The sequence below is a fragment of the Weizmannia sp. FSL K6-3076 genome, from assembly GCF_038007245.1.
In the GTDB taxonomy this organism is placed as follows: domain Bacteria; phylum Bacillota; class Bacilli; order Bacillales; family Bacillaceae_C; genus Weizmannia; species Weizmannia faecalis.
Window position 1 is genome coordinate 2,843,937 of the sequence record NZ_JBBOWU010000001.1, and the last position, 19,379, is coordinate 2,863,315.

The 19,379-nt window shown below is 45.7% G+C and carries 15 protein-coding genes and 1 riboswitch; of the genes, 8 read left to right on the forward strand and 7 right to left on the reverse strand.

What is annotated here, in order from left to right; genetic code table 11:
* Positions 1-94: 94 nt before the first annotated feature.
* Positions 95-532, reverse strand: a complete 438-nt coding sequence (locus tag NSS95_RS13570) for a YwnF family protein (protein WP_014097177.1) — start codon at positions 530-532, stop codon at positions 95-97.
* On the reverse strand, positions 529-1,287 hold the full coding sequence (locus tag NSS95_RS13575; RefSeq protein ID WP_014097176.1) for a GTP pyrophosphokinase: 759 nt from the start codon (positions 1,285-1,287) through the stop codon (positions 529-531). Before NSS95_RS13575 ends, NSS95_RS13570 begins: the two co-directional genes overlap by 4 nt.
* Positions 1,288-1,576: 289 nt before the next feature.
* Here NSS95_RS13575 and gabT point away from each other — a divergent pair, with 289 nt between their 5' ends.
* Positions 1,577-2,935, forward strand: a complete 1,359-nt coding sequence (gene gabT / locus NSS95_RS13580; RefSeq protein ID WP_013860425.1) for a 4-aminobutyrate--2-oxoglutarate transaminase — start codon at positions 1,577-1,579, stop codon at positions 2,933-2,935.
* Between the two features lie 154 nt (positions 2,936-3,089).
* Here the strand turns inward: gabT and NSS95_RS13585 are convergent, their stop codons facing one another.
* Entirely contained in the window at positions 3,090-4,079 is a 990-nt protein-coding gene (locus NSS95_RS13585; protein WP_014097174.1) for an aldo/keto reductase, read from the reverse strand.
* 277 nt (positions 4,080-4,356) lie between these two features.
* Between NSS95_RS13585 and NSS95_RS13590 the strand changes: the two genes are divergently transcribed.
* A complete protein-coding gene (locus NSS95_RS13590; protein WP_114316679.1) occupies positions 4,357-5,772 on the forward strand; it encodes an ISLre2-like element ISBco6 family transposase in 1,416 nt (471 codons plus the stop codon).
* Between the two features lie 661 nt (positions 5,773-6,433).
* On the opposite strand, the gene dhaM is transcribed toward NSS95_RS13590, so the two are convergent.
* Genes dhaM through dhaK form a run of 3 tightly spaced genes read right to left on the reverse strand, consistent with a single transcriptional unit; the run spans position 6,434 to position 8,400 of the window.
* Complete coding sequence (gene dhaM / locus NSS95_RS13595; RefSeq protein WP_014097172.1) at positions 6,434-6,811, reverse strand: dihydroxyacetone kinase phosphoryl donor subunit DhaM; 378 nt, start codon at positions 6,809-6,811, stop codon at positions 6,434-6,436.
* Positions 6,804-7,394: a dihydroxyacetone kinase subunit DhaL gene (gene dhaL / locus NSS95_RS13600; protein ID WP_014097171.1), complete on the reverse strand. Its 591-nt coding sequence runs from the start codon at positions 7,392-7,394 to the stop codon at positions 6,804-6,806. The genes dhaM and dhaL overlap by 8 nt, the downstream gene beginning before the upstream one ends.
* Positions 7,395-7,407: 13 nt before the next feature.
* Positions 7,408-8,400, reverse strand: coding sequence for a dihydroxyacetone kinase subunit DhaK (gene dhaK / locus NSS95_RS13605; protein ID WP_110134314.1), 993 nt, complete (start codon positions 8,398-8,400; stop codon positions 7,408-7,410).
* A gap of 801 nt (positions 8,401-9,201) precedes the next feature.
* Between dhaK and NSS95_RS13610 the strand changes: the two genes are divergently transcribed.
* The 5 genes from NSS95_RS13610 to NSS95_RS13630 all read left to right on the forward strand — a co-directional run bounded on the left by NSS95_RS13610 (position 9,202) and on the right by NSS95_RS13630 (position 16,686).
* Complete coding sequence (locus NSS95_RS13610) at positions 9,202-10,377, forward strand: IS256 family transposase (protein WP_017551449.1); 1,176 nt, start codon at positions 9,202-9,204, stop codon at positions 10,375-10,377.
* Between the two features lie 900 nt (positions 10,378-11,277).
* Positions 11,278-12,315 (forward strand): PTS transporter subunit IIC, encoded by a 1,038-nt coding sequence (locus NSS95_RS13615; protein ID WP_014097169.1) that lies wholly within the window; start codon positions 11,278-11,280, stop codon positions 12,313-12,315.
* A gap of 407 nt (positions 12,316-12,722) precedes the next feature.
* Positions 12,723-13,466: an oxygen-insensitive NADPH nitroreductase gene (nfsA, locus tag NSS95_RS13620; protein WP_017552088.1), complete on the forward strand. Its 744-nt coding sequence runs from the start codon at positions 12,723-12,725 to the stop codon at positions 13,464-13,466.
* 322 nt (positions 13,467-13,788) lie between these two features.
* Positions 13,789-15,123, forward strand: a complete 1,335-nt coding sequence (locus tag NSS95_RS13625) for an amino acid permease (RefSeq protein WP_340713975.1) — start codon at positions 13,789-13,791, stop codon at positions 15,121-15,123.
* A gap of 410 nt (positions 15,124-15,533) precedes the next feature.
* Positions 15,534-15,641, forward strand: a riboswitch (SAM riboswitch).
* Between the two features lie 154 nt (positions 15,642-15,795).
* Positions 15,796-16,686, forward strand: a complete 891-nt coding sequence (locus NSS95_RS13630) for a sulfite exporter TauE/SafE family protein (protein WP_104851724.1) — start codon at positions 15,796-15,798, stop codon at positions 16,684-16,686.
* 918 nt (positions 16,687-17,604) lie between these two features.
* On the opposite strand, the gene NSS95_RS13635 is transcribed toward NSS95_RS13630, so the two are convergent.
* On the reverse strand, positions 17,605-17,856 hold the full coding sequence (locus NSS95_RS13635) for a hypothetical protein (RefSeq protein WP_340713976.1): 252 nt from the start codon (positions 17,854-17,856) through the stop codon (positions 17,605-17,607).
* 116 nt (positions 17,857-17,972) lie between these two features.
* Between NSS95_RS13635 and NSS95_RS13640 the strand changes: the two genes are divergently transcribed.
* Entirely contained in the window at positions 17,973-19,268 is a 1,296-nt protein-coding gene (locus NSS95_RS13640) for a purine/pyrimidine permease (RefSeq protein WP_340713977.1), read from the forward strand.
* Positions 19,269-19,379: the final 111 nt, after the last annotated feature.

Here is a 19,379-nt window from a genome sequence, read left to right on the forward strand (position 1 = left end):
AAACGAGCGTAAAAATGCCGCAGGAGTGTTGGATTTTCCCATCCGTCCATAAAAATTCAAAGAATCCGCACGCCATCAACGGGCCGTGCGGATTTTACCAAAGCTCTTTTTTTCTGTTTTGCTCTTCTTCCAAAAAGTGGATAAAATGGAGGAAAATATTCGTCGGTTCTTTTTCAATTAGTGCCGCATAGCGTTTTTTCACCGAGTCCGGGACAATACTGCTTTTTTCAATCCGTTTTTTCATATAGGAAAAACTGAGTTTCGTAATTTCTTTTCTCAAAACGCGCGCTTCCTGCGACAGCGCCATGCCGAACGCCCCAGCAACCGCACAGAAAAGGAGGAGCGGAATCGAGCGGTCCTCCGCCGGCATCACGAGAAGCAACAAAAACAAATTGAGCGCTGCCACAAAGATCAGCGGTTTGGACCAAAATGCATACTGGTTGGCTTTTTTCAGTTTCGGGGCGATCATTTCCCCTAATTTCTCCATTTCAAACCGGACAAATCCCGGCATTTCGTTCAAATTAATGATCAAATGGATCCCTTCCCATCCGTTTCATTTAAGGCCGCTTTTAAAAAATCTTCAGGGATTCGAAGCTTTTCAGTATCTACAATCAGTTGGTGCACGCTGTTTTCACTGTTTCGTTTTTTGACTTCCTTCATTTCTTTTTGGATATTCTCCATTTTTACATCGAGTTGTGCTGCCTGCAGTGCTGCTTCTTTCAGTTCTTCCTTCAAATGTTGCGGCACATCCTCATCGTATTTATAGTATATTTTATGCTCCAGGCTTGCCCAAAAGTCCATGGCGATTGTCCGGATCTGAATCTCAACATACACTTCTTCCGACCTGTCCGACATGAAAACCGGAATTTTGATGATCATATGGAGGCTTTGGTAGCCGTTCGGTTTCGGATTTTGAATGTAATCCTTGCACTCAATTAACTTTACATCTTTTTGTTGCTGGATCATTTTGCTGATCTCATATATGTCTGAAATAAACGAACATGTAATCCGAATGCCGGCAATATCGCGGATGTTTTCACGAATCGAATCAAGCGATAATGCACAACCCTTCCGATATGCTTTGTTCAAAATGCTTTCCGGTGACTTTAGGCGCGATTTTACATGCTCAATCGGATTGTAGTCATGGACGTACTGGAATTCTTCTTTTAAAATATCAATTTTTGTCATCACTTCATGGAGCGCGAATTTATACGACATCATAAACCGCGTCAGCTCTGTTTTGACTTCTTTCATCTGCTCAAAATCTATCGGGATGGCAACTTCCATTTTTGTCTCTCCTTCAAATTTGCAATGCAAATCCGTTATCCCCATCTTAAATGCAGGAGGGGGTTTTGTCAAAGAATCGCATTGCCCGCCTTATGTATATCAGGAGGGATCATGGCGGTTTTATTCGCTGTTTACCCGCTATCCAAAAAGATGAATCAAAAAACGATAAATTTTCCTTAAAATGCGTTTGTTTTTTTGCAATATTTGTAATATCATAATCTTGTAAAAGGCACCATAATGACAGATCGGTTACATCTATATCATCAACTAATAAAAAGGAAGCGTTAAAATGACAAATGCAAATGTATACTCTTCTCTACCGGGGCCGCTTTCGAAAGAACTGCTGGAAAGAAGGGAAAAAGCTGTTCCCCGCGGTGTCAGCAACGGCATTCCGGCTTTTGCAAAAGAAGCAAAAGGCGCGCTTGTTACAGATGTGGACGGCAATACGTATATTGATTTTGCCGGCGCAATCGGCACGCTGAATGTCGGGCATAACCACCCGAAAGTTGTCGCAGCTGTCAAAGAGCAGCTTGAACGTTTTATCCATACCGGCTTTAACGTCATGATGTATGAACCTTATATTGAACTGGCTGAAAAATTGGCAGCGCTCGCTCCGGGGAATGCGGAGAAAAAGGTCATCCTTTTAAACAGCGGGGCAGAAGCCGTCGAAAATGCCGTTAAAATTGCCCGCAAATATACGAAGCGGCCGGCCATTATCAGCTTTACCCGCGGCTTTCACGGCAGAACGTTAATGACGATGTCAATGACAAGCAAAGTAAAACCGTATAAATACGAATTCGGCCCGTTCGCTTCTGAAGTTTATAAGGCACCTTACCCTTATGCTTACCGGAAACCCGGCAATTTGACCGATGAAGAATATGAAGACTATATGATCCAAGAGTTCCGGAATTTCTTTCAAAACGATGTTGCCGCTGAAACGGTTGCTGCTGTGGTCATGGAACCAGTACAGGGAGAAGGCGGGTTCATTGTGCCAGGCAAGAAATTTGTAAAAGCGGTTTATGACTTCTGCCGGGAAAATGGCATTTTGTTCGTATCGGACGAAATTCAGGCAGGATTCAGCCGGACCGGGCGCTATTTTGCCATTGAGCATTTCGATGTTGTGCCGGATTTGATTACCATCTCGAAATCCCTCGCAGCAGGCGTCCCGTTAAGCGGGGTAATTGGGCGGAGCGACATAATGGATGCGGCAAATCCGGGTGAACTTGGCGGGACTTATGCCGGAAGCCCGCTTGGATGCGCAGCCGCCCTTGCCGTACTGGACATCATTGAATCTGAAAAATTAAACGAACGGGCGGAAAAAATCGGGAGACATGTGCTTGATACGTTCCGCAGCTGGCAGAAGGAGTTTACCTTTATCGGGGATGTGCGCGGACTTGGCGCCATGTGTGCATTTGAAGTCGTAAAAGACAAAACGACAAAAGAACCGGATAAAGCATTGACAAAGCGGATTGTGAAAGAAGCCAACAAGCGGGGGCTGCTTCTTTTGGATGCCGGGATTTTCGGCAATGTCATCCGCATTCTAATGCCCATTGTCATTACAGACGACCAGCTGCAAGAAGGCCTGGATATTTTAAAACAGTCCATTGCCGCTGCCGCAAACGTAAAGGAAGAAATATCTTTATTATGATATTAAAGGCCGTGCCCGTGGAAAGCGAAGTATTTTGACGGAGCGCTTCGTTGCTTTCTTATGAATAAATAAAAATCCGAATCATTCAGATAGAATGTCTGAATGAGTTCGGATTTTTCTATGAGTAAAATACTTCTGTCCCAGCCTCCTCTTATTAATCCTCCGGCGGGGCCATGAATTCAGGGCCAACGGGGTCTTTTACATTTTTATTTATGATATCATCGATTGTTTTCAAGTCTTCTTGTGTTAGTTTCCAACTGAAAACTTCCTTGACAGGGTTTAATTGATCGGGGCGGCGCGCACCCCATAAAGCGATGCTTGAACCCGGTTGATCAAGAAGCCAGCGAACAGCTAAATGAATAACTTGTTTGCCGTAAGCTTCTTGGACCCATTGATTTAATTCGTTAACGGCCGATAAATATTGTGGCAGGCGGTCCGGTTGAAATTTTGGATCTGTTTTGCGCAAATCATCGCCTTCGAATTTTCTGTCCGGTGTCATCTTACCGCTCAAAAGTCCCCGGCACAGGCTTCCATAAAATAAAGAAGTCATGCCTTTATCCACAGCATATGGCAAAACATCTTTTTCAATGTTTCGTTCAAACAAATTATAAGGGGGCTGTACCGTGTGCAGAGGTGCCACAGTACGGAATGCCTCCATTTGTTCCGGAGAAAAGTTGCTGACGCCTATGGCGCGAATCTTCCCGGAATCATAAAGTGTCTTCATGGCCTCTGCGGTTTCTTCAATCGGTACTTTCGGATCCGGCCAATGCACCTGATAAATATCTATGTAATCGGTTTGAAGCCTTTTTAATGAATCATCAATTTCTGCTAAAATCCGTTCTTTTGATCCATTTCTGAAAACTTCACCATTTTTCCATTCCAATGCAACTTTTGTCGAAATCACCACTTTGTCACGTTGTCCGACTTCAGCAAGGGCTTTGCCGACTATTTCTTCAGACCGGCCAAAACCGTATGCGGGAGCCGTATCAATCACGTTAATCCCTAAATCGATCGCAGCTTGAATCGTTTTGATGGATTCCCTTTCATCGGTTCCACCCCACATCCAGCCGCCAATGGCCCATGTTCCGAGGGCAACCCTTGATGCTTCTTGAATATCGGTATTTTTTATTTTCGTATATTCCACTTCATTTTCCTCCTTCTGAATAGAATAGAAAATGCTTGGTGCAAAACTATTTTATTCTTATTCATTTATGAGTGTAAAGTAATGTGCATTGCTAATCTTTTTAAGCTTACATGAACTCTGAAAATAAAAAGCCCCGAGAATGTTCGGGTCTTCTTGTAATAAAAAATGTATGTGTAAAATTTTACTCGACGGGGCATATGAGTGGAAAAAAATGGGAAGACGCTCTATCATCTAATTGTACACTTCAAGATGAACATCTAGAGAGAGAGGTCTTCCCATGGATATTATATCAATAATTGCTGGATTATTAAAGGATACAAAGAGTCTTATCGAATTTGAAGAACAGCTTAAACTTCTGATGCAGAAGGCTTTTACACAATGGGTTGGGGAAATATTTGAAGAGTTAGATAAAATAATTAAACAGGAGAAGTTAGAGGAGGGCTGGGTGTACTGCCGGAGTGATAACAGAAACATTCAGTTTCTATTTGGAAGTGTGACCTTTAAACGCTCATTAATGCATGACAAGAGAGGAAATTCCCATTATCCTCTGGATGAATGGTTAGGGCTGGTACCACACCAACGATACAGCCCGTTAGTGGAATTAAAGGTGGCAGAGTTGGCAAGTGAGAACACCTATCGGGAAGTAGCTGATATTTTAAAAGAGTGGACAGCAGTGAGTCTTAGTCACACAACTGTAGGGAACATGGTAAAACACGTAGGGAAAACTCAGGCGGAAGCCGATAAGGCACTTGTAGAAGAGCTAGAAATAGCTGTTTCCCTGCCTGAGGGGAAGAAGGTAGACTACCTGTTTTCTGAAGCAGATGGTGTATTCGTTCGGGGACTAAAAAAGAAACAGAGTATGGAAGTCCACCACGCCATTCTCTATGAGGGATGGCAAACCAATGGTAAAAGGGTCTCCCTGCGTCAGCCCACAGTCATCATGACAACGGAAGCCATCCAGACATTTTGGGATGAAGTCCAAGCCACAGCTGCCAACACCTACTCCCTCGAAAAAACGCATGTCATTACAAACAGTGATGGAGGTGCGGGATACACAGCTGAACGGTTTCAAACAGCTTTCTCACAGTCGGAATTTCCGGTGCTCAACCAGCTGGATACCTACCACGTTGCACAAGCCATCATAAGGACATTTGGGGGCGGAAAGAGCGAGATCAAGGAGCAAATTAGAAAAGCGATTAGAACGCATGACCTGGACCAATTCACGTTATATTTGGATACGCACGAAAGCACCTTGACGGATAAAAAGGCTCTCAAGAAAATCAAGGAATTCCGTTCGTATATCTTGAAAAACTGGGACCGCATTTTTGACTGGAGAGACAGGGTGAAAAACGTGCCGGAAGGTGCGAGAGGCCTAGGAGCGATGGAATCGAATCAAAGGCATATCTCCTTCAGGATGAAAAAAAGGGGCATGCATTGGAGTGAACTTGGCGCAGAAGCCATGGTGAAAATCAAACAAGGCATACTCAATGGGACATTGAGAGAAGCCTATCTGAAACACCGTTCAAGAAGCGAGAGAAAGCAACGGAACTTGAAACAATCCATCAGGATGTCTCAACTACTCAAGCAGCCTGTACGCCCGTCAGTGGGCGTAAAGCACGGATCAGTTGCCCTGCATTCAAGCAGTTCATCGGCAATGGGACATTTAAGCAAAATATTAGAGCTTTCGTTTTAAGCCTGGCTCAGTGGGGACTGATCGTTGAGGCGCGCGAAATTTACGAGACTCCTGCGGGAAAAGCGAGCCAGGAGAGACCCCGCAGCGAGGTACGAGCGAGGAGGCTCGCCGGCCGCCCGCGGAAAGCGAGTGAATTTCGCGCGCCTCAACATCCCCGTTATCCATCTTTATACGGAAATATTACATCTTTTCCGAAAATTACACCGAGCAAGTAAAGCACGGTAGCCGAAAGTGTACAAAAAGAGTGTCTTGGAATACCCGATATTTAAACCTTGTCGAGAAAAACTTGACACATACTAAAAAATTAATGCTTTGACTGGTATCATAAAAAAAGTTAATCTTAAAATTCCTTCTCATTTTTCGTGAATCTCTAACATGCATACAGCACCGGCGTCCTCTCGAATATAATAAAAAGGAGAACCGATTGAGTGAATCTCTAACATGCATACAGCACCGGCCCCGTTTTTCCTAAGGGCCTTTCGAACGCCATACAGCGCGGGCGGGCAAAAAAGGCTTTAAAATGGCCATGCAGGGCGCCCGTGCGTTTTGCGTGAAAACCTGATGAAGGATGCCACACGTTTCATTTTGGCGAGGCCCTTAATCCTATGTTTTTCCACAAAAAAGTAATGCCCGGACCGTTCATACTGGCCCGGGCTATTTTTTATTTTACCTTTAACGGTTCCAGCTGTTTTAAAATCTCTTCCAGTTCTGCATCTGCCTGGATCAGCGCGGCAGCCGTATAAGCACTTTCGACAAAGGCGGTGTCCATTAGGCGGATGTACTTATCCGACATCTCCATTGCCATTTCCAAATTCATTTTGGCGCTGCCAAGGTCATAAAAAGCAAACAGATCATCCGCTTCATTTTCGGCTATGGCGGCATTCATTTTGTCAAAACTGGTGCCAACCCCGCCGTCATCGGTGCCACCCGCATACGTAATGGAAACGTCTTTGGCCGCTTCCTTTAACAATGTGGCAAGGCCGGCCGCGATTTCAGGAATATGGGAAACAATGACAATGCCTACTGGTTTTTTACTCATCCAGAATCCCGCCTTCCAACAAAGCTTCAAACAAATAGCCGCTTGAAACCGCCCCAGGATCAAGATGGCCGATGGAACGCTCGCCAAGATAAGATGCGCGCCCTTTTGTCGCTTTCATCTCTTTTGTCGCCTCCACGGCAGATTGAATGGTTTCTTTTGTCAGCGATCCGGACGCGAGTGCTTCACAGGCTGGCATCCAGACATCGACCATCGTTTTCTCACCTTTTTCCGCTTTCCCGCGTTTTTGGATGCCTTCAAGCCCGGCTTTTACAATTGCCGCAACATCTTGTTCATTTTCCCCTGCCTGTTTTGCCATCGCAATCAGCGCCGATCCATACAGCGGCCCCGAGGCACCCCCGACTTTTCCAAGCAACGCCATCGCCGCTGTTTTCAGGACGTCCTGGACCGTAGCAAAACCGCCAGCTGCTAGTTTTTCTTCCATAGCCGCCACACCGCGCGCCATGTTCGAACCGTGGTCGCCATCACCGATCGCACTGTCCAGTTCGCTCAAATAGGCTTTGTTTTCATTGATTTTTTCTGCAAAACGATGCAGCCAGTCTGTTGCTGTTTCTGCTGTTAACATGTTTCCTCCTCCTTTACACCCATGCCGGGACGGACACCGGCCGTTTTAAAAATTTAAGCCACGCCTCATCTTCCAGTTTTACAAGCGTGAGGGAAAGGCCGGCCATATCAATGGACGTCATCAAATTGCCCACTTTTCTAAACGGAACGGTAAGGCCTTCCCGGTCAAGCAGGGCATGCACATCCTTGGTAAAAATATACTGTTCCATAAGCGGCGTAGCCCCAAGCCCGTTGACAAGGAGCGCAAACTGGTCCCCTTCTTTCCAGTTGAACGCATTTTTCAGCCGGGTAACGAGTTCTTCCGCGATCGCTTTTGACGACTTGATTTTTTCCCGCCGGTAACCCGGTTCCCCGTGAATGCCGACACCGTATTCCATTTCATCTTCTTGAAGGACAAAACCCGGCTTTCCGACTTCTGGAACCGTTGCCGGCGAAATCGCGACGCCGATTGTCTTCACATTGGGTACAAGCCGTTCAGCCAACGCCTTGATTTCCTGAAGCGTCTGCCCTTCTGCTGCTGCCGCGCCCAGAATTTTATGGACAAGGACGGTGCCGGCAACACCGCGCTTTCCTGCTGTATACGTGCTATCTTCTACCGCGATGTCATCGTCAACCACGATCTTATCCACCTGAATATCTTCCATTTCAGCTAATTCCTGGGCCATGTCAAAATTCATGACATCCCCTGTATAATTTTTCACAATCATGAACACACCGGCTCCCTGGTCGGCTTTTTTAATCGCTTCAAAAATCTGGTCCGGCGTCGGCGAGGTAAACACTTCACCGCAAACCGCCGCAGACAGCATCCCTTCCCCGACAAAACCGGCGTGGCTCGGTTCATGCCCGCTGCCGCCGCCGCTAATGAGCGCTACTTTTCCTTCATCCCGGAAAGTACGATAAATGACGCCTGTCCCTTCCAATCGTTCTACTGTTCCTTCATGGGCGTACACAAATCCATCCAGCATCTCATCGACAACTTTTCCAGGGTCGTTTATAATTTTCTTCATGGCGTATCCCTCCGCATCCTTATGTTCTTTTTTTGCCCGGCACAACACCTTCTAAAACACCACTTTTATTATACCGCTTCCATCGTGAAAAAAAATCATTTTTCATGCCATGCCAGCAATCACGGATGTCAATTGTTTCAATCATATCTGAGATTGTTTTCGATCACTTTTTTATATAGGGCTTGTTGAACGAATCCAATGCTGAGTTTGTACCCAATTTGTCAGTAAGCTCTAGAAGAAGCCATTTTTGAAAATGCGTGATTCTGTCTTTTCTATACGTTGATTCAGCTTTTCCCTGGATTTTTTATAAAACCCTTGTATTAAATTTTTGCCAAAGCTGTCAGCATCCTTGCCAAATTTAGGAATTTTGCTTATTTAGCAAGCCCCCATGTTAAGGAAGCGCGGAAAAATGACGGCCTTCCTTCACATAGAGCTCGTCTACGTTAAGGAAGTGTGCAAAAACGTGGCCCTTCCTTCACATAGAGGGCATCTACGTTAAGAAAGCGTGCAAAAACGAAGCCCTTTCTTTACATAGAGCCCTTCTATGTTAAGGAAGCATGCAAAAATGACGGCCTTCCTTCACATAAAGTTCGTCTACGTTAAGGAAGCGCGGAAAAACGAAGGCCTTTCTTCACATAGAGCCCGTCTACGTTAAGGAAGCGTGCAAAAATGACGGCCTTCCTTCACATAAAGTTCGTCTACGGATTAAGTCCGTATAATTGTGTAAAAAGAAGGAGTCATTTTATCAACTCTTGGCAACACTGTTTTCAACGACAATAAACAATGAAAAGAGGAGATAAAATGACTCACTTACAGTTTAACCTAAATTTGGATGTTTTAAAAGAAGCCATCATGACTTCAGATCTTGACGCGGTAATTAAATCAGCGGTTGTCCTCGTGTTAAACGAGTTTATGGAAAAGGAAAGGGATGACTATTTAAAAACGAGCCCTTATGAACGCGCTGTTGAACGCCGGGATTACCGGAACGGTTACTATGAACGCGAGCTGTTGATGAGCATCGGCAATGTTACATTAAAAGTTCCCCGGACACGTAATGGCGAATTCTCAACTACCTTATTTGAAAAGTATGCCAGATGTGACCAAGCTTTCGTCCTTTCTATGTTGGAGATGGTCATCAATGGCGTCTCTACCCGTAAGGTCACAAATGTCGTAGAACAGCTTTGCGGTAAGAATGTATCCAAGTCGTTTGTCTCTTCCCTTACGCAAAAACTGGATCCCATTGTGAATGCTTGGGCCGAGAGACCGTTGAATACAACCTACTACCCTTATGTGTTTGTGGACGCCATGTATATAAAAGTACGGGAGCACCATAAGGTCATATCAAAGGCTGTTTATATTGCGACTGCCATTACAGAGAAGAATACACGTGAAATACTGGGTTTAAGCGTTGACCATGCAGAAAGTTTGGAGAGTTGGAGTTCATTTTTTAAACAACTTAAATCACGTGGACTCCAATCACCAAAACTCGTTATTTCCGATGCTCACATGGGCCTTCAGAAAGCAATACAACGGGAATTCATTGGCACTGCTTGGCAAAGGTGCAATGTTCATTTTAAACGCAATATCATTGAAAAACTGCCCAAAAAAGATACTGCAGAAATCCGGGTGATGATTAAGCGCGTGTTTGAGGCCGTTACGATTGAGGACATACGCAAGTTTAAAGATGAATTAATAAACAAATTTGGTACAGAAGCAAGATTTGAAAAAGCCCTGGCCATTTTAGATGAAGGTTTTGAAGATACTATCCAATACATGAACTTTCCTGAGAATATCCGTATGCACATACGGAGTACTAATTCCCTCGAGCGGCTTAACCAAGAGGTTCGTAGAAGGGAAAGGGTCATTCGCATTTTTCCTAATACCCAATCTGCTTTTCGTTTGGTTGGTGCCGTTTTAATGCAGTATCAAGATACAGAATACTCGAAGAGGAAGTCACTTATGGGAAAGAATAGTTAGCAGCATTTTCAGCTTAACTTCCATCATGGATGATTTCATCTCCGGGAAGGGATGTCAAATTGAAAGGCATTTGACATCCCTTCCCGGAGATGAAGAAAAAAATCCATGGAAGTTAAGCCGAAAAAATGAAAGGGTGGTTGAAAACATTTGCCCATAAATTTACACAATAACCTGGACTTGACTCGTCTACGTTAAGGAAGCGCGGAAAAACGAAGGCCTTTCTTCACATAGAGCCCGTCTACGTTAAGGAAGCGTGCAAAAATGACGGCCTTCCTTCACATAGAGCCCTTCTATGTTAAGGAAGCATGCAAAAACGAAGCCCTTTCTTTACATAGAGCCCGTCTACGTTAAGGAAGCGCGAAAAAATGAAGGCCTTCCTTCACATAGAGGGCGTCATGTTAGGGCTTGCTGAACCCCCGATTCCGATTCTGAGTTTGTCAGCAAGCTCTGTCTAAAAATATAGAAGAAGCCATCTTCGAAAATGCGATTCTGTCTTCTCTATTCATTGAATCAGCTTTCAAGTGCAAGCTTTTCCCTGGATTTTTTATAAAACCCTTTGTATTAAATTTTTGCCAAAGCTGTCAGCATTCCTACCAAATCTAGGAATTTTGCTTATTTAGCAAGCCCTATATATAAGCTGAACTAAACATTATTACTTCTTTATGTGTTGCCAAAAGCAATGTCTATCCTGATCGTAATTGATTTTGGCACGAAAAACTTAAGTTCATTTTATATGCTTTTTAGTACTTTTATGCATATGTGCACACACGCGGTAAAGTATTAAAAATTTTTGTTGACTATAATCTGAATGTTTTATATAATCATACGCAAACAGACAAGCATCGGCGCTTATCCGGCAGCGTCAGCAGCGAGGTCAAAACAAAATGGGGGCTTCCAATAATGAAAGATTTCTTTAGCAAACTGTTAAACGGAATGAGCATAGGCATTGTCGTTTCTCTGATCCCAAACGCCTTACTCGGGGAGATATTGAAACTGATTATCCCGCATGCGCCTTATTTGCAGCATGTTGTGGATGCAACCGTTATCATCATGAGCATGCTCCCTGTATTGATTGGCGTTATGGTCGGCATTACCTTTCAATTGACACCGATCCAAATTGCAAGTGTCGGCATTGCCGCAATGGTTGGGAGCGGCGCGATCCAGAAAACGGCTGCCGGCGCATTTGCTTTAAACGGGATCGGGATTGTCATCAATACAGGGATTACAGCGGCATTGGCGGTTTTATTCGTCAAGTGGGTCGGAACAAGGTTAAAGGCTTATTCCATCCTCCTGGTCCCGACATTGAGTATTTTAATACCGGGCATGATCGGACTTGCAATTTTGCCATTTATTAAAGCGGCTACCGGGCTGGTCGGCGTCGGGGTGGCACATGTGACAAGCATGCAGCCTGTCGTAATGGGCGCCATTATTGCCGTCATTTTTTGCCTGATTATTTTATCGCCGATTTCAACAGTCGGCGTAGCAACCGTTATTATGCTTTCAGGTGTCAGTTCAGGGGCGGCAAATCTTGGCATTTGTGCCGCCGGGGTCGGGCTTGCCATCGCCAGCTATAAAGCCAACTCGCTCGGTACCGCCCTTGCCCATGTACTTGGCTCGCCGAAAATTCAGATGCGAAACTTCTTTATGAAACCGAAAATTGCTTTCCCGATGCTCATCACTGCTGCCGTTCTCGGTGCGCTTGCCGGCGTCTTTCATATTCAGGGCACGCCTTACAGTGCAGGATTCGGGTTGTCGGGCTTAGTCGGCCCGCTCAATTTCATGCATCTTGCTGAAGGCGGCTGGACTGCGAAAAATATTGCCATTATGCTGAGCACTTTCTTTGTGCTGCCGTTTATCTTAAATGTCGGATTCATTTATGTTTTTTCAAAAAAATTAAAGATGATCAAATCAGAAGACTATCAGCTTAATTTCGAATAGCAAAAAACACTGCAGCCCTCCGGATCAGGGTTGCAGTGTTTTTCTTTTCATCGGACGGAAATTCCGGAACTTCGGAAGGATCGGCCGGCGCGATATAGCAGCATGAGAGAGTTACGTTTGTGCAAAATGAAATCGAACGCCTTCACTAGCTTCTGCTCCCGGCATCATAAAGGCGGATATATAAATAATGGAGAAGGGTAAAATGTTCTTCCGCCCCTCGCATGAACATACTCGAAGTTCAATTTGGGTATACCGAAGCGAAAATAGGTTAATTTAGCCTTAATCAAAATATTTTTTGGCAGATCATCGTGGCCATGCTGGACAACAAGCACCTTTCATGCCGGCCGTTTTTTTCTGTGCTATATTTGAACATACAGTGGACTCACCAAAGACAGGAGTGTAAAGGAATGAATACCATCATTGAAACGATTCTCAATCACCGGTCGATCCGCCATTATGAAGACCGGCCGCTATCCGATGAACAAATCCGCCTGATTGTGGAATCCGCGCAGGCAGCCGCCACTTCTCATTTCGTCCAGGCCTATACGATTCTTGGCATTCAGGATCCCGGGCGGAAGCAAAGATTAGCAGAACTGACCGGGAACCGACATGTCGGAACATGCGGCCATCTGCTCATTTTCTGTGCCGATCTCCATAAACATGAACTTGCGGCACAAATGGAAGGCGTAGAGGCGCAAGATACACTTGAGACAACGGAAAAATTTATGGTCGCGCTCATCGACACGGCACTGGCTGCGCAAAATGCCGCGCTCGCTGCGGAATCGATGGGGCTTGGCATTTGTTATGTCGGTGGCTTGCGCAACAGGCTGCCAGAAGTGGCCGAACTTTTGAAAATCCCGCAATATGTCCTTCCGCTATTTGCAATGACAATCGGCTATCCGGCCGATCCGTCTGCGAAAAAACCACGCATGGCGGCTGAGCATGTTTATTTCGAAGATGAATATCCGGCTGATGAACGTCTTTTGCGCGATCTGAAGGAATACAATGAAACGGTTTCGCAATATTATACAAAACGCACAAACGGAAAAAGGAACGATACCTGGACAGGCCAAATGGCACAATTTTTCAAAGAACCATCGCGCGTTTTTATGAAGGAATTTGTAGAACGCCAAGGGTTTGATAAAAAGTAAGCAGAAAAGAGGGCACGTCTGCGCATTTTCCTCTGCTTCCGGCCCATCCCGGAGCAAAAATTAAACAGAACGACATGCTAAATATGGATATTCAGCGCTTCGGCAACCATCCCGGGACACATATTAAACAGAACGGCGAGTTGCTACGATGAGTGGTGCCCCGTCGTTTTTTTACATTTTGCTTTGGTGAAATGCGGGTACATCTGTCATCCGGCGATTCCATTTTTTTGTATATCAATATTCCTTTTTTTCTGCTAAAATAGAATAAATGCTTTAGCACTGAAAAGCGTTTATCTAAAACAGAAAAGTGAGATTGATAGAAATGGAAAAAAACCAACATCATTTGCAAAAAGGCTTATCACCAAGGCATGTCCAGTTCATCGCATTGGCCGGGATGATCGGAACCGGCATTTTTAAAGGCAGCTCCGATACCGTCAGCCTTGCCGGCCCAAGTGTTGCCGTTTCTTACCTGATCGGCGGCGTACTTTTATTCATTGTCATGTCAGCGCTTGGGGAAATGGCGCTCGTCCACCCCGGCCTCAACGTCCAAAATCTGATCCACAAAGCGTTCGGCAGCCGGGTTTCTTTCATTATTGGCTGGCTGTACTGGATCAACTGGGTCATTGTGACAGTTGTGGAACTGCTTGCAGCCGGGAGCTTCCTGCAATTCTGGATTCCCCACGCGCCATTGTGGCTGCTCAGTTTGCTCTGTGCTGCTTTCATGGTCGGCATCAATTTAATTGAAGTGAAGTACTACGGCGAATTTGAATTTTGGATTGCCGGCATTAAAATTATCACGTTGATCGTTTTTATCCTGCTTGGTGCGCTGATTTTATTCGGTTTATTCCCCGGGACATCTTCCACGCTGTCCAACTATACCGCGCACGGCGGCTTTTTTCCGAACGGGCTTCACGGTACGTTCAATGCTTTTCTGATCGTTATGTTTTCATACGGCGGGGCGGAACTGATCGGCGTTACCGTTTCGGAAACAAAAGACAGCGAGAAAGTGTTGCCGCGTGTGATTAAACAGACCGTTATTCGTGTCATGCTTTTTTATATTTTGCCAATCCTGGTCATTTGTGGCATTGTCCCGTGGAATCAGGTTTCTTCCGTGGAAAGCCCGTTTGTACAGGTATTCAGCCGCACAGGGATCCCCGCTGCCGCCCATGTGATGAATTTTGTGCTCTTGACGGCCGTTCTTTCTGCCGCCAATTCCGGCATTTATGCCACTTCACGCACACTGTTTAACATGGCACAGTCCGGAGAAGCGCCGCACGCCTTTTTAAAAATTTCCCGGAAAGGCGTCCCGCTCATTAGTATTTTGCTGACCTCACTGTTTATTTTAGCCGGCGTGATTCTGGCCTATCTTACGCCGAATGAGGTCATCAGCTATTTGATGACCATCCCGGGATTTACCGTCGTCCTTGTTTGGATCGCCATCTGCGCAGCCGAACTGCGGCTCCGGAAGTCGTATGCAAAATTGCCTTCCTTCCGTGTAAAAGGGTATCCTTTCATGGTCTGGATTGCGCTGCTTGCACTGGCAGGCATTTTCCTGTCCTTTTTGCTGGGCGGCGGAAACCCGATTGGAACAAGCGTCTGCCTTGCTATTTTAATCGTGCTCGTCGTCCTGTCACTGAGAATCAAAGGAAAGGAATAGGCTCCAGCCGGCTGTGTTGATAAAACCGGTCTTTTGGGCAGGGAGAGGACAGAAATACAACTGCGCGATAAGCGAGCACAAACAAGCGGTGTTGATAAAACCGGTTCCCTTGGCGGTGAGAGGACAGACACGGTGTGCACGGCGTGTCAAACTGCCAGAATGGGCGGCACGCCAACCCGTTTGGACTCTTTTTCGTTTTGTGAAGCAAATGAAAGCGGCCATGATGCCCCGCCTGGTTCTGAACCTGCTTTAAAAAAACCAATCAGCGTAAAGAAAAAAAACTCCCGACAGAGCGTGATCTGATAGGGAGTTTTTTTCTTTATCCCTCCATTCGGATAAATCCGATAAAAAAACTTGAAATAATTATATTGACTTCCATTTATTTTCTGATAAAATTTTAAACAACAAATAACTTATCAAGAGCGACGGAGGGATCTGGCCCGATGAAGTCCGGCAACCTGCAGCGAGCAGCAAGGTGCCAATTCCAGCAAAATGGGTACCATTTTGAAAGATAAGCGCTTATCCTTTACTCGCTGTCTTTCCGTAAAAATGGCGGAAAGTTTTTTATTTCTGCAAGGCCGGCCGTTTGAACCAGGATAGGCCCTGATGCGTATAATTCCTCTACATCAGGATGAATTAAATTTATGAATGAAGAAAGCGAGGAACTTGAACATGCAAAAATTAATTATCTTAGCACTTGTCGGCCTTGCCGCGCAATTGGTGGATGGATCTCTTGGAATGGGTTACGGGGTGACTTCAACCTCACTTTTGCTAGCTTTCGGGATTGCGCCGGCTGTCGCGTCAGCTTCTGTGCATTTGGCGGAAGTTTTTACAACGGCGGCTTCCGGAGTTTCACATATGAAATTTGGGAATGTCGATAAAGGGATCATTTGGAAACTGGTTGTACCTGGAGCTGTCGGCGCCTTTCTCGGGGCAACCGTGCTTAGCCATCTTCCTGCAAGCACATTAAAACCGTACATTTCTATTTTTCTGATCGCCCTTGGCCTCTATATTCTTACCCGGTTTCTGTTCAATACGCGCGGGGCGTCGAAAGTCAAAAAGCAAACCAGGTCAAACATATTTTTTATCCCACTTGGCTTTGTCGCAGGATTTTTTGATGCAACGGGGGGCGGTGGCTGGGGCCCTATCGCCACACCGGCTTTGCTGTCCAGAAATGACATCGAACCGCGGAAAGTGATCGGCTCGGTGGATACTAGTGAATTTGCTGTATCCTTGGCATCAAGCATCGGTTTCCTCTTATCCCTCGGCGCTATGCAAATTAACTGGATTTGGACGATCGCCCTCATGCTTGGCGGCCTGATCGCCGCGCCGATTGCAGCCTATCTGGTTAAAATTTTACCGGCTCATTTGCTGGCTGTCATTGTCAGCGGCATGATTGTGTTCAGCAACGTGCAAACTTTATTAAAAATGGCGGGCGCCGGTAGCGGCTGGTACGGCGTTACCTATACAGCCATTGCGGCAATATGGGCCATCCTCATTTTCTATACAATCAGAAGACACAAACGGGCAGTTGCCAGCGCCAGCGTAAGCGTCACAGAATAAGGAATGTTTTCGGGCAAGGGATCCATTGCCCGGATTGTTTTTACCTAAACAAATTTTGGCAAAGAATGAACATAGACGCTTCTATTTGAAGGAACAGTGCCTTTTTTGCTCGCTTCCTTAATGTAGAGGCGCTCTATGTTAAGAAACAACGTCTTTTTACCGCGCTTCCTTTACGTAGACGACCTCTATGTTAAGAAACAACATCTTTTTACCGAACTTTCTTAACGTAGACGGCCTCTATGTTAAGGAACAATATAATTTTTTCTCGCTTCCTTAATGTAGACATGCTCTATGTTAAGGAACAATGTCTTTTTACCTCGCTTCCTTAATGTAGACGCACTCTATGTTAAGAAACAACGTCTTTTTCGCTCGCTTCCTTTACGTAGACGGGCTCTATGTTAAGGAACAACGCCTTTTGACCTCGCTTCCTCAACATAGACGGCCTCTATGTTAAGGAACAACGTCTTTTTTGCTCGCTTTCTTAACGTAGACGGGCTCTATGTTAAGAAACAACACTTTTTTTGCTCGCTTCCTTAATGTAGACGTGCACTATGTTAAGGAACAATGTCTTTTTACCTCGCTTCCTTTACGTAGACAGCCTCTATGTTAAGAAACAACACCTTTTTTGCTCGCTTTCTTCACGTAGACGTACTCTATGTTAAGGAACAACGCAATTTTCGCTCGCTTCCTTAACGTAGCCGACCTCTATGTTAAGAAACAAAGCTATTTTCGCTCGCTTTCTTAACGTAGACGGGCTCTATGTTAAGGAACAACGACTTTTGACCTCGCTTCCTTAACGTAGACGGCCTCTATGTTAAGGAACAGCACCTTTTTCGCTCGCTTCCTTAACGTAGACGGCCTCTATGTTAAGGAACAAGGCAATTTTTGTTCGCTTCCTCAACATAGACGGCCTCTATGTTAAGAAACAACGACTTTTTTGCTCGCTTCCTTAACATAACCGGCCATGCCGCTACCATACAGCACCAGCAAAAAATGAAAAACCATCATAGCACACCTAAGTGAAGGCAGCCGCAAACTTCTTTTATTAACAAGTTCATACGAGAAGCGTTCTGCATGAAGACCGACCAAGAACTTTTTGCAAATCAAAAAACATGGCTTAACCCGCGCCCCGTCCGGTTTGCAACCCCTGTTTATGCCGCTGTCCGCCATGCCCGCTATCCCTCCCCCATCGGCGAAGTGTTTTATGTTTAAAATGTAAAACCTGTTTTGCTATAATTATATTTACTGGTATTTTCCATTTTTTGAACGGAAAGAACGGTGTGTCTATGAAAACATTGATTTCGTCGCTGCAATGGATGGCATTTATGATCGCCGGGTCGATCGCGGCCCCGATTGCCATTGCGGATGCTTTCCATTTCAGTGCAGGTGAGACTGCCCTGTTTGTGCAGCGGACGCTTTTTGTACTCGGGATCGGCGGCCTTTTGCAAGGAATTTTCGGCCACAGAATGCCCATCAATGAAGGGCCGGCCGGGTTGTGGTGGAGCGTGTTTGCCATTTATGCAGGGCTTGTCGGCAGCTTGTACAGTTCAAGCACTGAATCTCTGCAATATTTGGCAGGCGCACTGATTGTAACCGGCATCTTTTTCTTCCTGCTCGCTTTTACCGGACTTGTGGACCAATTAAATAAACTGTTTACGCCGGTAGTGACATTTATTTATTTGCTGTTGTTGGTGCTGCAGTTGAGCGGCTCTTTTATGAAAGGGATGCTCGGCATTACGGGTGCCCATCAGGAAGTCCGGCCGCTTGTTGCCGTTTTGAGCCTTGTCACCGTATTGCTTACATTCTATTTTGGCCATGTAAAGAAACCGTGGGTCAAGCAATATTCGATCATGCTCGGCTTGATTTGTGGCTGGATTTTGTTCGCGCTTTTCGGTGAAGCACCGGCTATTACATTTGGGGAAAGCTGGTTCTCTCTTCCCGCTGTGTTTGATTTTGGAAAACCGCGTTTTGATTCCGGTGCCGTCACAACCGGTGTATTCATCGGGCTTTTGTTAACTGCGAATATGATTACGTCTGTGCGCGTCATGGGAAATGTGACGGGAGTCCGCCAAGAGCGGGTGCGGAGCAGTCTGTTCATATCCGGCATCAACCAGCTGCTTGCCGGCATCTTTTCCGCTGTCGGTGCGGTTCCGATTGCAGCAGCGGCAGGCTATGTTGCACAAACCGGCATAAAAGTGCTGAAACCATTTTTGTACGGCGCTTGTTTCGTTTCCATTATTGCTCTGCTCCCACCGCTCGTGCATATCATGTCTGCAATTCCCGCGCCGGTCGGTTATGCCGTTACCTTTGTGGTCTTCACACAATTGGTCGGCCTTGCCTTAAACGATCTTGAAAAAAGCCCGGACAAAGAAATTGCCCATACAACAGCGGGCATCTCCTTCCTGGTCGGAATCGGCGCAATGTTTTTGCCCGCTCATGCGACCGAACATTTGCCAATGGTCGTGGCAACTTTTCTAAACAACGGCTTAATCCTTGGATCTGTAGTCGGCATTTTGACAGAACAGCTGCTGATTTGGAGGAAAAAAAGAAAAATGCAGGAAAACAGCATCCGCGAGCAGTAATATCGGAAATTCTGTCAAACAGCAAGGAGGCTCTGCTCCCATTTGCACGGGGGCCTGTGGCACCAACCGGATGGGGCCTTTGTTACAATCATCCAAATGGCCTAGGGCGTT

Excerpts from the sequence above, each read along its gene's own strand:
- NSS95_RS13575 (WP_014097176.1), bottom strand. The coding sequence starts at position 1,287 with ATGGAAGTTGCCATCCCGATAGATTTTGAGCAGATGAAAGAAGTCAAA.
- NSS95_RS13630 (WP_104851724.1), top strand. The coding sequence starts at position 15,796 with ATGCAAAAATTAATTATCTTAGCACTTGTCGGCCTTGCCGCGCAATTG.
- dhaM (WP_014097172.1), bottom strand. The coding sequence starts at position 6,811 with ATGAGTAAAAAACCAGTAGGCATTGTCATTGTTTCCCATATTCCTGAA.
- NSS95_RS13640 (WP_340713977.1), top strand. The coding sequence starts at position 17,973 with ATGAAAACATTGATTTCGTCGCTGCAATGGATGGCATTTATGATCGCC.
- gabT (WP_013860425.1), top strand. The coding sequence starts at position 1,577 with ATGACAAATGCAAATGTATACTCTTCTCTACCGGGGCCGCTTTCGAAA.
- NSS95_RS13610 (WP_017551449.1), top strand. The coding sequence starts at position 9,202 with ATGACTCACTTACAGTTTAACCTAAATTTGGATGTTTTAAAAGAAGCC.
- dhaK (WP_110134314.1), bottom strand. The coding sequence starts at position 8,400 with ATGAAGAAAATTATAAACGACCCTGGAAAAGTTGTCGATGAGATGCTG.
- NSS95_RS13590 (WP_114316679.1), top strand. The coding sequence starts at position 4,357 with ATGGATATTATATCAATAATTGCTGGATTATTAAAGGATACAAAGAGT.
- NSS95_RS13635 (WP_340713976.1), bottom strand. The coding sequence starts at position 17,856 with ATGGCGGACAGCGGCATAAACAGGGGTTGCAAACCGGACGGGGCGCGG.
- NSS95_RS13615 (WP_014097169.1), top strand. The coding sequence starts at position 11,278 with ATGAAAGATTTCTTTAGCAAACTGTTAAACGGAATGAGCATAGGCATT.
- NSS95_RS13625 (WP_340713975.1), top strand. The coding sequence starts at position 13,789 with ATGGAAAAAAACCAACATCATTTGCAAAAAGGCTTATCACCAAGGCAT.
- dhaL (WP_014097171.1), bottom strand. The coding sequence starts at position 7,394 with ATGTTAACAGCAGAAACAGCAACAGACTGGCTGCATCGTTTTGCAGAA.
- nfsA (WP_017552088.1), top strand. The coding sequence starts at position 12,723 with ATGAATACCATCATTGAAACGATTCTCAATCACCGGTCGATCCGCCAT.